The organism is Onishia taeanensis (assembly GCF_013349955.1).
Classification (GTDB): domain Bacteria; phylum Pseudomonadota; class Gammaproteobacteria; order Pseudomonadales; family Halomonadaceae; genus Onishia; species Onishia taeanensis_B.
The window spans coordinates 19,017-33,581 of sequence record NZ_JABVXC010000014.1 but is presented as its reverse complement, the minus strand read 5'-3'; the positions used below and the strand labels follow the sequence as shown (position 1 = coordinate 33,581).

Here is a 14,565-nt window from a genome sequence, read left to right as displayed (position 1 = left end):
GGCGAGGCAAAGGCATGAGCAAAGAGATTTTGATGGTCGTTGACGCGATCTCGAATGAGAAGGGCGTGCCCCGTGACGTCATCTTCGAAGCCGTCGAAGCGGCGCTGGCCAGTGCATCGCGCAAGCGGTTCGACGGTCAGGAAGTCAACGTGCGGGTGGCAATCGATCGTGCGACCGGCGACTACGATACCTTCCGTCGCTGGGTGGTGATCGAGGACGACGAGTTCGAGAACCCGGACGCTGAGATCAAGCAGTCCTTCGCCGAGCGTCGTGATCCGCCGCTGACCGTGGGCGATGTGGTCGAGGAGCGCATCGAGAATGCCGTCTTCGGTCGCATCGCGGCACAGACCGCCAAGCAAGTGATCGTGCAGAAGGTCCGTGAGGCCGAGCGCGCCGAAGTGGTGCGCCAGTACACCGATCGCGAAGGTGAGCTGGTGGCCGGCATTGTCAAGAAAACGACACGTGAAGGCCTGATCATCGATCTGGGCGACAACGCCGAGGCGTTCCTGCCGCGTAACGAGATGATCCCCGGCGAGCGCTACCGCATGAACGAGCGGGTGCGTGCACTGCTGGTTAAGGTCGATGCTGAGGCGCGTGGCGCCCAGCTGATTCTGTCGCGGACCTGCCCGGAGCTGATCATCGAGCTGTTCAAGATCGAGGTGCCGGAAATTGCCGAGCAGCTCATCGAGATCAAGGGCGCAGCGCGGGATCCCGGTTCGCGGGCCAAGATCGCGGTCAAGACCAACGACCGTCGCATCGATCCGGTCGGCGCCTGCGTCGGCATGCGCGGTTCGCGAGTGCAGGCGGTGTCTACCGAGCTGCAGAACGAACGTGTGGATATCATTCTTTGGGACGACAACCCCGCGCAGCTGGTGATCAACGCCATGGCGCCGGCGGATGTCGCCTCGATTCTCGTCGATGAAGACAGCCATGCCATGGATGTCGCCGTCGCCGAGGACAACCTCGCCCAGGCTATCGGTCGCAGTGGCCAGAACGTACGGCTCGCCTCAGAGCTGACCGGCTGGAAACTCAACGTGATGACCGAGGACGAGGCCGAGGGCAAGCGCGAGCAGGAAATCGATAGTCAGGTGGAGTTCTTCATCAACCACCTGGAGATCGACGAGGAACTGGCACGTATCATGGTCGAAGAAGGCTTCACTTCATTGGAAGAAGTTGCCTACGTGCCCCTCGAGGAAATGCTCGAGATCGAGGAATTCGACGAGGATCTCGTCGAGGAGCTGCGTGCACGCGCAAAAGATGAGCTGTTGAACCTGGCAATCGCTTCCGAAGAGCAGCTCGACGGCGCCCAGCCCGCCGACGACCTGCTCGAGATGGAAGGGATGGAGCGTCACCTGGCCTTCATTCTGGCCAGCCGGGGCATTGTCACCATGGAGGACCTTGCCGAGCAGTCCGTCGATGATCTTGAAGACATCGAGGGCGTGGACGAGGAGCGCGCTGCGGCACTGATCATGACTGCCCGTGCGCCTTGGTTCGAGAGCGAACAGTAAACAGGTCACGGGCTCAGGAGGGTCGTTAATGTCAGACATGACCGTAAAAGATTTTGCCGTAAAAGTGGGGCGCGAAGTGCCCCGCTTACTAGAACAGATGAAAGAAGCCGGCCTGCCGCACAAGGCCGAGGGCGACGCTGTGTCCGAAGCGGACAAGAAGCGCCTGCTCGACTATTTGACCAAGAGCCACGGTGGCGATAGCGATGCCGGGGCCAAGAATCGCGTCACCCTGACGCGCAAGACCAAGAGCCGGATCCGTTCCGGTGATCGTGGCAAGTCCATTGAGGTCTCGGTTCGCAAGAAGCGCACCTACGTGAAGCGCGACGAAGAGCCGGCCGAGAAACCCAAGGCCGAAGAAACGGGGCCGCGTCAGCTGGTCGGCGACATGGCCGACTCCCAGGCCGAGCGGGCTGCCCGCGAAGCGGAAGAAGCCAAGGCCGCCAAGGCCAACGCCGAAGCCGCCAAGGCGGAGGAAGCGGCCAAGGCCACGGCGGCCGAGCCGGAGATTCCGGTGCCGGAGCTCGAGACCACCGAGCCTGCTGCCCCCGAAGTCAACGCACCGCCCAAGGAGCCCCGCGGCGATACGCGTCGGGCGCCCAAGAAGGCCGGCGCCAAGGCCAAGAAGGGTCGTCATGAGCGTGATGATGACGATCGCGAAGAGCGTCGTCGCGGTGGCAAGAAAGCCAAGCGCGCCGAGCGTCGTGGCAGCCGTCGTGGCGGTCGCGAAGGCGGCGGCAAGCACGGCTTCCAGAAGCCCACGCAGCCGATCGTGCGCGAAGTGTCGATTCCCGAATCGATCAGCGTCGCTGAGCTTGCCGACAAGATGTCGATCAAGGCCAATGAAGTCATCAAGGCCATGTTCAACATGGGCGCGGCCGTGACCATCAACCAGACCATCGACCAGGACACGGCGGTGATCGTGGTCGAGGAAATGGGCCACAAGCCCAAGCTGGTCAAGGACGACGCGCTCGAGACCGAAGTGCTCGAGAGCATCTCCTACGAAGGCGAAGAGATCACGCGCTCGCCGGTGGTCACCGTCATGGGCCACGTCGACCACGGCAAGACCTCGCTGCTCGACTACGTGCGTCGTGCCAAGGTGGCGACCGGTGAAGCCGGCGGCATTACCCAGCACATCGGTGCCTATCACGTCGAGGACGATCACGGCGGCGTGACCTTCCTCGATACCCCGGGCCACGCGGCGTTCACCGCCATGCGTGCACGCGGTGCCAAGGCGACCGACGTGGTGATCCTGGTCGTGGCAGCGGACGACGGCGTGATGCCGCAGACCATCGAGGCGATCGAGCACTCGAAGGCTGCCGGCGTGCCGATGGTCGTGGCGGTCAACAAGATCGACAAGGCGGGCGCCGATCCGGACCGGGTCAAGAACGAGCTGTCCCAGCACGGCGTCATCTCCGAAGAGTGGGGTGGCGACACCCAGTTCGTCCACGTTTCTGCCAAGTCCGGTGAAGGCATCGAAGACCTGCTGGAATCCATCCAGCTGGTGTCCGAAGTGCTCGAGCTCAAGGCCGTGCCGGAAGCGCCTGGCAAGGGCGTCGTGGTCGAGTCGCGTCTCGACAAGGGCCGTGGTCCGGTCGCCACCGTACTGGTCCAGAACGGCACCCTGAAGAAGGGCGATATCGTACTCGCCGGCCTTCACCACGGCCGCGTGCGTGCTCTGACCAACGAGCTTGGCAAGCAGGTCGATGAGGTGGGTCCGTCCATGCCGGTCGAGATCCAGGGTCTCGACGGCACGCCGGATGCCGGTGACGACTTCATGGTGCTCGAAGACGAGAAGAAGGCCCGCGAAATCGCCAACTTCCGTCAGGGCAAGTACCGCGAAGTGCGCCTGGCGCGCCAGCAGAAAGCCAAGCTGGAGAACATGTTCAGCCAGATGGGCAAGGAAGAGGTCGCCAAGGTCAATATCGTCCTCAAGGCCGACGTCCAAGGCTCGCTGGAAGCGATCAAGAGCGCCCTCGAAGAGCTGTCCACCGAAGAAGTCGAGGTCGCCGTGGTGTCCTCGGGTGTCGGCGGTATCACTGGTACCGACGCCAACCTGGCGCTGGCCAGTGAGGCCATCGTGGTCGGCTTCAACGTCCGTGCCGACGCCGCGGCCCGTGAGATCATCGAGCGTGAAGGCCTGGATCTGCGCTACTACAGCGTGATCTACCAGCTGATCGACGAGGTCAAGCAGGCCATGAGCGGCATGCTGGCACCGGAGTGGAAGGAAGAGATCGTCGGCGTGGCCGAGGTTCGTGACGTCTTCCGCGCGCCGAAGATCGGCGCCGTGGCCGGCTGCATGGTGGTCGAGGGCACCGTGCACCGCAACAAGAAGATTCGTGTGCTGCGCGAGAACGTGGTCATCTACGAAGGCGAGCTGGAATCCCTGCGTCGCTTCAAGGATGACGTCAATGAAGTGCGCAACGGCATGGAATGCGGTATCGGCGTCAAGAACTACAACGACGTCCAGGCCGGTGACAAGATCGAGGTCTTCGATCAGGTCAAGGTCGAGCGTACCCTGTAACCGACCGAGGAGAGCTGGTCATGCGCGAGTTCAAGCGTACCGATCGGGTAGCCGACCAGCTGCAACAGGAGCTGGCGGTACTCATCCAGCGTGAGGTCAAAGACCCGCGTCTGGGCATGATCACCGTCAGCGGGGTCACGGTCAGCCGTGACCTCGGCTATGCCGACGTCTATGTCACCCTGCTCGGCGAGAACGACGCCGAGCGGGTCAAGGACAACCTCAAGGTGCTCAAGCGCGCTGCAGGCTTTCTGCGTAGCCAGATCGCCCGCCGCATCAAGCTGCGCCACGTGCCGGAACTGCGCTTTCATTACGATGAGAGCGTGGTGCGCGGCCAGCAGCTGTCTTCGCTGATCGAGGAAGCGGTCGCCAGCGATCGCGCCCAGCATCACGAAGAGCCGGGCGGTGACGGTGATGGCGCCGATTCTCACGGTGATCAACACCGTGACGAGGAAGGCCGCTGATGGCGCGAAAGCGTCGCGGTTTGCCGGTCGATGGCGTGCTGTTGTTCGACAAGCCCAAGGGTGCATCGAGCAACCAGGTGCTGCAGCGTGTCCGGCGGCTCTATCAGGCTCAGAAGGCCGGTCATACCGGCACCCTGGACCCGATGGCCACCGGCTTGCTGCCGATCTGTTTCGGCGAGGCCACCAAGTTCAGTTCCTTCCTGCTCGAGGCCGACAAGGTCTACGAGACCCGGGTGAAGCTGGGCGAGGTGACCGACACCGGCGATGCCGAGGGCGAGATCGTTGAGCGCGCTCCGGTACCGGCCTTGAACGAGGCCGATATCGAGGCGGTGCTGGCCCGCTTTCGCGGTGAGATCGACCAGGTACCGCCGATGTATTCGGCGCTCAAGCACGAAGGGCGCAAGCTCTATGAGCTGGCCCGGGAAGGCAAGACAATCGAGCGTGCAGTCCGGCGCGTGAGCGTTTATGATAGCCGGCTGCTCGCGGCAGATGCCGAAGGTTTCGCGCTGCGGGTGCGGTGCAGCAAGGGCACCTACATTCGCACGCTCGCCGAAGACATCGGCCAGGCGCTTGGTTGCGGTGGTCATATCACCGCCCTGCGGCGGCTCAAGACCGGTCCCTTCGACGGTGAGGGCATGCACACCCTGGGCGCGCTGGAGGCATTGGCCGACCAGGACGCTCGGGAAGCCCTGCTGATGCCGATCGATGTGCTGGTGGCGCATTTGCCGGCCCTCGAGGTCGACGACGTGGCCGCCGCCCGGATCCAGCACGGCCAGCAGGCCCGCGTGGACACCGGAGAGCTTGGCGTCGACGACACCGTCAGACTCTATCGTGGCGAGGTCTTTCTGGGCCTGGTCACGGTCAAGGCGGCAGGGGAAATTGTTCCCCGTCGCTTGTTGAATACCGCCGCCGCCCAGTCGGGTGGCGATGGGTAAAGCAACCCGCACCGCGTGGAACCTGCTGCGCGGTGCAGGCGTGGAGACTGCAAATATGCGTGGTCTCCGACATTCATCACCAGGCATATTGCTTACTGGAGAAACAGATGGCACTGACCGCTGAAAAGAAGGCCGAGATCGTTAGTGAATTCGGCCGTGTCGAAAATGACACCGGTTCCCCCGAAGTTCAGGTGGCCCTGCTGAGCGCCAACATCGACGGCTTGCAGGATCACTTCAAGACCAACAAGCAGGATCACCACTCTCGTCGTGGCCTGATCCGTATGGTCAACCAGCGTCGTAAGCTGCTCGACTACCTGAAGCGCAAGGACTTCGAGCGCTACCAGTCGCTGATCCAGCGCCTGGGCCTGCGTCGCTAAGCGGCACCGGTAGCCAGACAGGGAAGGGTCCAAGGATTCTTCCCGAACCCGCGGCAGCGCCGCAGGGTTCTTCGGACAAGCAACCCCAAGGGGTTGCTTGTTGTTTTATGGGATCTTGGTAGCCCTTGCCCCGACGACCTCCTAAAATGGTCGGCGTGTCAAAAAGACCCAATATGAATTCGACAAGTTGAAGGAAGCCGCCGTGAACCCGGTCAAGAAAACATTCCAGTACGGTCGCAGCACCGTGACTCTCGAGACGGGCCGCATCGCCCGTCAGGCCACTGGTGCCGTCCAGGTCACCATGGGCGATACCGTGGTGCTGTGCACCGTGGTAGGCAAGAAGACCCTCAAGCCTGGCCAGGACTTCTTCCCGCTGTCCGTGCACTACCAGGAAAAGACCTATGCCGTGGGCAAGATCCCCGGCGGCTTCTTCAAGCGTGAGGGACGTCCCACCGAGAAGGAGACCCTCACCTCGCGCCTGATCGATCGCCCGATCCGCCCGCTGTTTCCCAAGGGCTTCATGAACGAGGTTCAGGTCATCTGTAACGTGATGTCCGCCGATCGCAATGAAGACCCGGATATCGCCGCCATGATCGGTACCTCCGCGGCGCTGGCCATTTCCGGGCTGCCGTTCAGCGGCCCGATCGGCGCCGCCCGCGTTGGTTTCGACGAGGAAAAGGGCTACTTCCTCAATCCGACCGTCGAAGAGCTGACCCGCTCGGAACTCAACATGGTGGTCGCCGGTACCGCTAAGGCCGTGCTGATGGTCGAGTCCGAGGCCAAGGAACTGCTCGAAGACGAGATGCTCGGTGCGGTACTGTTTGCCCACCAGGAGATGCAGGTCGCGATCGACGCCATCAACGAACTGGTCGCTGAAGCAGGCAAGCCGAAGTGGGATTGGCAGCCGGCTGAAGAGAATGCCGCCCTCAAGGAAGCCCTGGCCAAGGACTTCGAAGCCAAGGTCGGCGAAGCCTATCGCATCACCGACAAGATGGCTCGCCAGGATGCCCTGAGCGCTGCCAAGGACACCGCCATCGAAGCGCTGGCCGGTGAAGAAGATGGCACCTTCGACGCCGATGAGGTGGCCAAGGCCTTCGCCGCCCTCGAGAAGCGTGTCGTGCGCTCGCGGGTGGTCAAGGGCGAGCCGCGCATCGACGGCCGCGACCTGAAGACGGTGCGTCCGCTGGACATCCAGGTGGGCATGCTGCCCAAGACTCACGGCTCGGCGCTGTTCACCCGCGGTGAGACACAGGCCATGGTGGTGGCGACTCTCGGTACCCTGCGTGACTCCCAGCTGATCGAATCCCTGGAAGGCGAGCGCAAGGACCGCTTCCTGTTGCACTACAACTTCCCCCCGTACTGCGTGGGCGAAGCCGGCTTCATGGGCGGGCCCAAGCGTCGTGAGATCGGTCATGGCCGCCTAGCACGCCGCGGTGTCCAAGCCATGCTGCCGAGCGATGATGACTTCCCCTATACCATCCGTGTGGTCTCCGAGATCACCGAGTCCAATGGCTCCAGCTCCATGGCCTCTGTATGTGGTACCTCATTGGCCCTGATGGACGCGGGTGTGCCTATCAAGGCGCCGGTGGCCGGCATCGCCATGGGCCTGGTCAAGGACGAAGATGGTTTTGCCGTGCTGACCGACATCCTGGGCGACGAAGACCATCTCGGCGACATGGACTTCAAGGTGGCCGGCTCGGCCTCCGGCGTCACCGCCCTGCAGATGGACATCAAGATCGAGGGTATCAACGAGGAGATCATGGAGCAGGCGCTGCAGCAGGCCCATGAGGCGCGTCTGACCATCCTCGAGCAGATGAACCAGGTGATCGGGCAGAGCCGCAGCGAAGTGTCCGATAACGCGCCGTCGATGGCCACCATCAAGATCAACCCGGACAAGATCCGCGATGTGATCGGCAAGGGCGGCGCGACCATCCGTAAGATCTGCGACGATACCGGCGCCTCCATCGATCTGGACGACGATGGCACCGTGCGCATCTACGCCGATGACAAGGTGGCCGCCAAGGCCGCGATCGACACGGTGCTCGCGATCACTGCCGAAGCCGAGATCGGCAAGCTCTACAAGGGCAAGGTCGTGCGCATCGCCGACTTCGGCGCCTTCGTCAACATCATGCCGGGCACCGACGGTCTGGTGCACATCTCTCAGATCGTACCCGAGCGGGTCAACGACGTGCGTGAATTCCTCAACGAAGGCGACGACGTCATCGTCAAGGTGCTGGATATCGACAACCGCAACCGTGTGAAGCTCACCATCAAGGAGATCACGCCGGAAGAGAAGGCCGCCTTCGAGGCCGCCGAGGTGGTCGTCGACTGAGCCTCAGCGACGCCGCAACGACAACGCCCCCGCAGCCTTGGCTGCGGGGGCGTTTTTTTGGCTCGTGCATGGCGATGGCGCGGCTTTTCCGACGACAGGTCCCGGGGTGCCGGACCATCGCGGAGGCGCTGTGAACCCTTCCTTGGGCGCTACCGATGCCCTGCGGCGCTCTCGCATCCTGCTCCGCTTGCAGGGCCGGTGCTGGCCATCCCTGGCCAGCCCGTTCGGAGCAGTGCTCCTTACCCCTGGCATCGGACCTCCGCTCCGCCCTGCCCCCGGGGAACCGGGATCGCTCTTGTGGTAGTGCGGGCTTACCGTTCGATGGCCAGCGCCACCCCCTGGCCGCCGCCGATGCACAGCGTTGCCAGGCCTTTCTTGGCGTCGCGGGCGATCATCTCGTGAACCAGCGTCACCAAGATCCGGCAGCCGGAGGCGCCGATCGGGTGGCCGATGGCAATCGCGCCACCGTTGACGTTGATCTTGTCGGCATCCCAGCCAAGCTCCTTGTTGACCGACAGCGCCTGGGCGGCGAAGGCCTCGTTGGCCTCGATCAGGTCCAGTTCACCGATCGCCCAGCCGGCCTTGTCCAAGCAGCGACGGGTTGCCGGTGCCGGGCCGATCCCCATGATCGCCGGTTCGACACCGGCGTTGGCGTAGGCCTTGATGCGAGCCAGCGGCTCGAGGCCCAGCTCCTTGGCCTTGTCGGCGGAGCACAGCATGACCACCGCGGCGCCGTCGTTGATCGAGGAGGCGTTGCCGGCGGTCACGCTGCCGTCCTTCTTGAAGGCCGGACGCATGCCGCCAAGCTTCTCGGCAGTCACGCCCGGGCGCGGGCCTTCGTCGGTGTCGAAGACCACCGGATCGCCCTTGCGCTGGGGAATCTCGACCGGGACGATTTGGCTCTTGAACTTGCCGGCTTCGATAGCGGCGGTGGCCTTCTGCTGGGAGCCAGCGGCGAAGGCATCCATCTCCTCGCGGGTGATGCCGTACTTCTCGGCCAGATTTTCGGCGGTGATGCCCATGTGATAGTCGTTGAAGGCGTCCCAGAGGCCGTCATGGACCATGGTGTCGACGGCCTTCCAGTCGCCCATGCGCTGGCCGGTGCGAGAATGTGGCAGCACGTGGGGCGAGGCGGACATGTTTTCCTGGCCGCCGGCGAGGATCAGCTCGGCGTCACCGCAGCGGATCGCCTGCGTCGCCAGGTGCAGCGCCTTGAGACCGGAGCCGCAGACCTTGTTGATGGTCATGGCCGGTACGCCGTCGGGCAGACCGGCCTTGATGGCGGCCTGACGCGCCGGGTTCTGGCCGACACCGGCGGTAAGGACCTGACCGAGCAGTACTTCGTTGACCTGATCCCCTGCAACGCCGGTCTGAGTGAGGATATCCTTGATGACCAAGGCACCCAGCTCGCTTGCAGGAATGTCGGCGAGCGAGCCACCGAAGGTGCCAACGGCAGTGCGGCGGGCCGCGACAATCACCACGTCTTGCATAAAGAGACTCCTCGAAAAGGGCAAGTGACCACTAAGCATAGGAGAGTATTGTGCGCCGCGACAATGGCTAATGGCGTAAATGGTACCAAAGCGCAAGTCGAGGAGAGGAAGTGAGTGACCCGGGGATGGAGGGCGTCGCGGCCGGCGAGAGAAGACATATCGCCGGCCGCACGAGGTGCTTGGGGAGTGAGTGGTTTGCTGTTAGCTACCAGACGCTACGTTTTAGGTTCAGTCTCAGGCGAGCTGGACGGGAATGGCATGACTGGTGTGGCTGACGTCATTGCCTTCCTGCAGATAGACCAGGGCCGGCTGATGGTGCTCCACTTCGCGATCATCGTAGTGGGCATAGCTGCAGATGATGACACGGTCACCCACATTGGCCAGATGAGCCGCGGCACCGTTCACCGAGATGACCTTCGAGCCTTCCTCGGCGCGTATGGCGTAAGTGGTGAAGCGCTGGCCGCCTTCGACGTTATAGATCTGGATCTGCTCGTTTTCGCGAATGCCGGCCATATCGAGCAGCTCACCGTCGATGGCGCAGGAGCCTTCGTAGTTGAGCACGGCGTGAGTGACGCGGGCCATGTGCAGCTTGGCCTTGAGCATAATGGTGTACATCGGATTGCCTTCCTTATCCGTCGCGACGCGACAGGCTAACGGTCAGATTGTCGATCAGGCGGGCCGGCCCCAGCTGGGCCGCGGCGAGAATCACCGCCTCTCGGGTGTCAGCGTCGATCTCGCCGAGATCGTCGGCGCGGCGCAGCGCCAGGTAGTCGGTCACGAAACCGCGTGCGACCAGGTGGTCATTGGCAACGGCGAGGGCATCGGCCACTGGAGTGCCGGCGGCGATGGCATCGCGTAGCTCGCAAAGTGTGAGGTGGAGGCCAGGAGCCCGGATACGCTCTTCTTCACTTAGGTAGCCGTTGCGAGATGACAGCGCCAGGCCATCTTCGGCACGCACGATCGGGACGCCGACGATCTCAATGGGAAAGTGCAGGTCGCGGGTCAGTTGGCGAATCACCGCCAGCTGTTGATAGTCTTTTTCGCCGAAGCAGGCAAGGTCGGGCTGTACCAGGTTGAAGAGCAGGCTGACCACGGTGGCCACGCCGTCGAAGTGTCCCGGTCGCGAGCCGCCGCACAGCCCTTCGCTGACTCCGGCAACGCGGACGCGGGTCTGCACGCCAAGGCCCTCGGGGTAGAGTTCGCGGGTCGATGGGGCGAACAGCAGGTCGCAGCCGGCGTTGGCGAGCCTGACCTGATCCTCGTCGAGAGTGCGTGGATAAGCGTCCAGGTCCTCATCGGGGCCGAACTGCAGCGGGTTGACGAAAATCGTCGCCACCACCAGGTCGGCGCGTGCCCGCGCCTCGGCGACCAGTGCCAGGTGGCCCGCATGAAGGTTGCCCATGGTCGGCACCAGGGCGATGCGCTGCCCGGCGCGCCTGGGGCCGGCCAACGCCTTGCGCAGCGCCTGAACGTGATGCAGGGTGTCCATCAGAAGCTGTGCTCCTCGGCCGGGAAGCGGCGTGCCTTGACGGCATCGTGATAGCGGCGGAAAGCGTCCTGGATATCCTCGGCCTCGGCCATGAAGTTCTTGACGAAGCGCGGCGTGCGACCATGGGTGATGCCCAGCACGTCGTGCATGACCAGGATCTGGCCATCGACGTCGGGGCCTGCGCCAATGCCGATCACTGGCACGTCCAGCGCATCGCGCACCGCGCGGCCCAGGCTTGCCGGCACGCATTCGAGCAGAATCACCGAGGCGCCGGCGTCTTGCAGGACCTTGGCGTCATGGAGAATCTGTTCGGCGCGTTCGGTGTCACGGCCCTGTACCTTGTAGCCTCCCAACTGATGCACCGACTGCGGCGTCAGGCCCAGATGTGCGCACACCGGCACGCCGCGTTGGGTCAGCTCGCGGATGCCCTCGGCCATCCAGGCCTCGCCCTCGACCTTGATCAGCTCGGCCCCCGCGCGCATCAGCGCGCCGGCATCGTCGAGCATTCTCGGCAGGCTTGAGTTGCTCATGAAGGGCAGGTCGACCATCAGCAGGCTGGCACCCTTGCCGCGGGCTGCACAGCGGGTGTGATAGCAGATGTCGCCGAGGGTGACCGGCAGGGTGCTGTCGTGGCCCTGCAGCACCATGCCCAGGGAATCACCGACCAGCAGGACTTCGATTCCGGCATCGCTGGCAGCGCGGGCAAAGGAGGCGTCGTAGGCGGTCAGGCAACTGAAGGTCTCCCCCGCCCGCTTGTGGGCCGAAAGCGTGCTCAAGGTGACGGTTTTCATAGTATTGCGGTCTCGTCGATAGCGTCGTGGGACCGCGGTGAAGACACGCGGTCGCCTGGCTGGCGTCGGGCTGGAGCCATCAAAGTGTTACCCCGTTAGCCCCCGGAAGTGTGGAATGGTAACAAAAGTCGGGCAACTCTACCTTTAGGGTAACAGGGCCCGCAAGTCGTCGGCGTCCTGCCAAGCGGGGAGCGCCACCAAAGGGCCCTGGCCCGGGAGCTCGAGTCTTGGTGCCAGCTCGTGTAGGGGCACTACCACGAAGGCGCGTCTGGCAATCTCGGGATGCGGAAGGCGGAGACGGGGGTGGCTCAGGCACTGGTCGTCGTACAGCAAGAGGTCGAGGTCCAGGGTGCGCGGCCCCCAGTGGCGCCGCCGCACCCTGGCGTGGCGCTGTTCGAGGGCCTGCAACTGATCGAGTAACGCGAGCGGTGATAGCCGGGTCTCGATGTGGGCCACGGCATTGATGAAATCGGGCTGGTCCTGGGGGCCCACCGGACGGCTCGCGTAACAGGATGACGCGGCCATCAGGCGAGTCAGCTTGAGGCCATCGAGCTCAGCAAGTGCTCGTTCTACGTGATCTCGCGGGCCATCGAGATTGCTGCCAAGGCCGATATAGGCGTGAGACAGCATGCGCTCAGTCCTGCTGGCCCGACGTTGAGGGTGCCGCATTGCGCTTGCGCCTGCGCGGACGGCGCTTGCGCTTCTTGCCACCACCACTGCCGGCCGGGTCGCTGCCGAGTTTCTGCAACAGTCGGCGCTGTTCGTGTTCGTCGGCATCCTGGAAGGCAGTCCACCAGGTACCCAGGCCGGGTTCGATCTCACCGGCTTCCTCGCGCAGCAGCAGAAAGTCGTAAGCGGCCCGGAAACGTGGGTGCTCGAGGGTCTGGAAGGCTCGCTTGCCGTGGCGCTTGGGCAGATGCATCTGCAGGTCCCAGATTTCACGCATCGGGATGCTGAAACGCTTGGGGATCGAGACATGCTTGAGCTGACGGCCCACCACCTGCTGGGCGGCAGTGTGCAGTGCCGGTACTGCGGGCATGCCGTCATCCAGCAGCACCTGATGGCGAAGCGTCACGGCTGGCCACAGCAGGGCGCCGATCAGGAAGGCCGGGGTGACCGGCCGGTCACGCCGGATGCGATCATCGGTATTCGCAAGTGCCCGTTCCATCAGCTGCTCGGCCCAGGGCAAGACCTCCAGGGCCTCGTCGGCTTCCGGAAAGAGCATCGGGAAGAGGCGGTGATGGCGCAGCGCATGGAAGGTGTCCAAGGCATGGCCTGCCAGGAACAGCTTGAGGATCTCGTCGAACAGTCGGGCTGGCGGAATCTGCAGCAGCAGCGGAGCCAGCTCGCGTATCGGCGCCTCGGTGGCAGCATCCATGTCGAAGTCGAGCTTGGCGGCGAAGCGCACCGCGCGCAGCATGCGCACCGGGTCTTCCCGATAGCGGGTCGCCGGATCGCCGATCAGGCGAAGTGTGCGCGATTCGATGTCGCGCACGCCGTTCGCCCAGTCATGGATCGAGAAGTCGGCGATGTTGTAGTAGAGCGCATTGACGGTGAAATCCCTGCGCAGCGCATCTTCCTCGACGTTACCCCAGACATTGTCACGCAGCAGCAGGCCGTCTTGTGACTGCTGTGACTGCTGACCGCCATGGTCGTCGCCAGGGCGTCCGCGGAAGGTGGTGACCTCGATCACCTCGCGCCCGAAGCGTACATGCACGATGCGAAAGCGCCGCCCGATGATGCGTGAATTGCGGAACAGGTCGCGCAGCTCTTCGGGAGTCGCATCGGTGGCGACGTCGAAGTCCTTGGGCGTCTTGCCGAGCAGAGAGTCCCGGATGCTACCGCCGACCAGGTACGCCTCGAAGCCTGCATTGTGCAAGCGATAGAGAACCTTCAGCGCAGCATCGGAGAAGAGCTTGCGGGAAACGTCATGGTCATCGCGGGGAATCACGCGCAGCGCGGGTGTCTGGCCGGCAGGGTCCTGAGGGCTGAAAAGCGACTTCAAGCGCTCACCGGGGGCTTGTAGAAAGCGGGTAAATCCTTTGAACATGCAGCGAAATCGACTCGCTAAGGCAAAACCCAAGTGTAGCCGACCACCGACACCTTGGGAACCATTGCCTGGTTGGGGAACGGGGTGGTGCAATCAATGTCTCAGTGGCCATGGCCGCCAGACGCAGAAAGGGGAGGCCAGTTGGCCTCCCCTGTAAGCTTGAAATCAGCATCCCTGCTGTTGGTTTTTCTTCGTGATGGCGCATCGCCTTGAATACGCACCACAGTCACCAAAGCTGGTTCAGGCAAGCAAGATTCTTGTTGTTGTCGACCTTCCTGATGGCGACCGTCTCGTATTCAAAACAATAGTCCAACCACGACGGCAGAGAATTTGCCTGCCTCCGGTGTGTTGTTGTTGTTACCGGAGGTGCATCGCGTGCGGGCTTGTTGTTGTTATGCCCCGTCGGGATGCGTTTCGTCCTGGTCAGCTTTCCGGACCCTCGACCGCAATTATTGTTGTTGTGGTCGAGCTGCACCGGGATGGCTTGTCGTTGTTATTGTTAGCGGCATTGCCATCATGGGTGCCGTGTCGCGCCATCAGCATTGTTGTTATTGGGCTGTTGGCGGTGTCTGAGAGCTCGTTCTTGTTGTTGTTGGCACGAGTGCTCAGTG

The 14,565-nt window shown here is 63.3% G+C and carries 12 protein-coding genes; 6 read left to right on the top strand and 6 right to left on the bottom strand.

Translation table 11 applies throughout. The annotated features are described in order from the left end of the window. The first annotated feature begins 14 nt into the window (after positions 1-14). From nusA to pnp, 6 genes are all read left to right on the top strand, one after another. Positions 15-1,508: a transcription termination factor NusA gene (nusA, locus tag HUS66_RS14805; RefSeq protein ID WP_175071873.1), complete on the top strand. Its 1,494-nt coding sequence runs from the start codon at positions 15-17 to the stop codon at positions 1,506-1,508. Between the two features lie 28 nt (positions 1,509-1,536). After that, complete coding sequence (gene infB, locus HUS66_RS14800) at positions 1,537-4,029, top strand: translation initiation factor IF-2 (RefSeq protein ID WP_175071871.1); 2,493 nt, start codon at positions 1,537-1,539, stop codon at positions 4,027-4,029. A gap of 20 nt (positions 4,030-4,049) precedes the next feature. After that, positions 4,050-4,490 (top strand): 30S ribosome-binding factor RbfA, encoded by a 441-nt coding sequence (rbfA, locus tag HUS66_RS14795; RefSeq protein ID WP_175071869.1) that lies wholly within the window; start codon positions 4,050-4,052, stop codon positions 4,488-4,490. Beyond that, positions 4,490-5,425: a tRNA pseudouridine(55) synthase TruB gene (gene truB, locus HUS66_RS14790; RefSeq protein ID WP_175071867.1), complete on the top strand. Its 936-nt coding sequence runs from the start codon at positions 4,490-4,492 to the stop codon at positions 5,423-5,425. Before rbfA ends, truB begins: the two co-directional genes overlap by 1 nt. Before the next feature lie 107 nt (positions 5,426-5,532). Then, positions 5,533-5,802, top strand: coding sequence for a 30S ribosomal protein S15 (gene rpsO / locus HUS66_RS14785; protein WP_092526390.1), 270 nt, complete (start codon positions 5,533-5,535; stop codon positions 5,800-5,802). 202 nt (positions 5,803-6,004) lie between these two features. Beyond that, on the top strand, positions 6,005-8,134 hold the full coding sequence (pnp, locus tag HUS66_RS14780; RefSeq protein ID WP_175071865.1) for a polyribonucleotide nucleotidyltransferase: 2,130 nt from the start codon (positions 6,005-6,007) through the stop codon (positions 8,132-8,134). Positions 8,135-8,445: 311 nt separating this feature from the next. On the opposite strand, the gene HUS66_RS14775 is transcribed toward pnp, so the two are convergent. The 6 genes from HUS66_RS14775 to pcnB all read right to left on the bottom strand — a co-directional run bounded on the left by HUS66_RS14775 (position 8,446) and on the right by pcnB (position 13,954). Then, positions 8,446-9,624 carry an acetyl-CoA C-acetyltransferase gene (locus HUS66_RS14775; RefSeq protein WP_175071863.1) on the bottom strand — a complete coding sequence of 393 codons (1,179 nt, stop codon included), beginning with the start codon at positions 9,622-9,624 and terminating at the stop codon, positions 8,446-8,448. A 234-nt stretch (positions 9,625-9,858) separates the two neighbouring features. Further along, positions 9,859-10,239, bottom strand: a complete 381-nt coding sequence (panD, locus tag HUS66_RS14770; RefSeq protein WP_175071861.1) for an aspartate 1-decarboxylase — start codon at positions 10,237-10,239, stop codon at positions 9,859-9,861. A gap of 13 nt (positions 10,240-10,252) precedes the next feature. After that, positions 10,253-11,113, bottom strand: coding sequence for a pantoate--beta-alanine ligase (gene panC, locus HUS66_RS14765; protein ID WP_175071859.1), 861 nt, complete (start codon positions 11,111-11,113; stop codon positions 10,253-10,255). Beyond that, positions 11,113-11,904, bottom strand: coding sequence for a 3-methyl-2-oxobutanoate hydroxymethyltransferase (gene panB / locus HUS66_RS14760; RefSeq protein WP_175071857.1), 792 nt, complete (start codon positions 11,902-11,904; stop codon positions 11,113-11,115). Before panB ends, panC begins: the two co-directional genes overlap by 1 nt. Before the next feature lie 144 nt (positions 11,905-12,048). Next, complete coding sequence (gene folK / locus HUS66_RS14755) at positions 12,049-12,534, bottom strand: 2-amino-4-hydroxy-6-hydroxymethyldihydropteridine diphosphokinase (RefSeq protein ID WP_175071855.1); 486 nt, start codon at positions 12,532-12,534, stop codon at positions 12,049-12,051. Between the two features lie 4 nt (positions 12,535-12,538). Then, a complete protein-coding gene (gene pcnB / locus HUS66_RS14750; RefSeq protein WP_175071854.1) occupies positions 12,539-13,954 on the bottom strand; it encodes a polynucleotide adenylyltransferase PcnB in 1,416 nt (471 codons plus the stop codon). Positions 13,955-14,565: the final 611 nt, after the last annotated feature.

Bases quoted from the DNA above. Each gene is read 5' to 3' on its own strand.
- rpsO (WP_092526390.1), top strand. From the start codon at position 5,533: ATGGCACTGACCGCTGAAAAGAAGGCCGAGATCGTTAGTGAATTCGGC.
- folK (WP_175071855.1), bottom strand. From the start codon at position 12,534: ATGCTGTCTCACGCCTATATCGGCCTTGGCAGCAATCTCGATGGCCCG.
- pcnB (WP_175071854.1), bottom strand. From the start codon at position 13,954: ATGTTCAAAGGATTTACCCGCTTTCTACAAGCCCCCGGTGAGCGCTTG.
- truB (WP_175071867.1), top strand. From the start codon at position 4,490: ATGGCGCGAAAGCGTCGCGGTTTGCCGGTCGATGGCGTGCTGTTGTTC.
- panB (WP_175071857.1), bottom strand. From the start codon at position 11,904: ATGAAAACCGTCACCTTGAGCACGCTTTCGGCCCACAAGCGGGCGGGG.
- rbfA (WP_175071869.1), top strand. From the start codon at position 4,050: ATGCGCGAGTTCAAGCGTACCGATCGGGTAGCCGACCAGCTGCAACAG.
- nusA (WP_175071873.1), top strand. From the start codon at position 15: ATGAGCAAAGAGATTTTGATGGTCGTTGACGCGATCTCGAATGAGAAG.
- HUS66_RS14775 (WP_175071863.1), bottom strand. From the start codon at position 9,624: ATGCAAGACGTGGTGATTGTCGCGGCCCGCCGCACTGCCGTTGGCACC.
- infB (WP_175071871.1), top strand. From the start codon at position 1,537: ATGTCAGACATGACCGTAAAAGATTTTGCCGTAAAAGTGGGGCGCGAA.
- panC (WP_175071859.1), bottom strand. From the start codon at position 11,113: ATGGACACCCTGCATCACGTTCAGGCGCTGCGCAAGGCGTTGGCCGGC.
- panD (WP_175071861.1), bottom strand. From the start codon at position 10,239: ATGTACACCATTATGCTCAAGGCCAAGCTGCACATGGCCCGCGTCACT.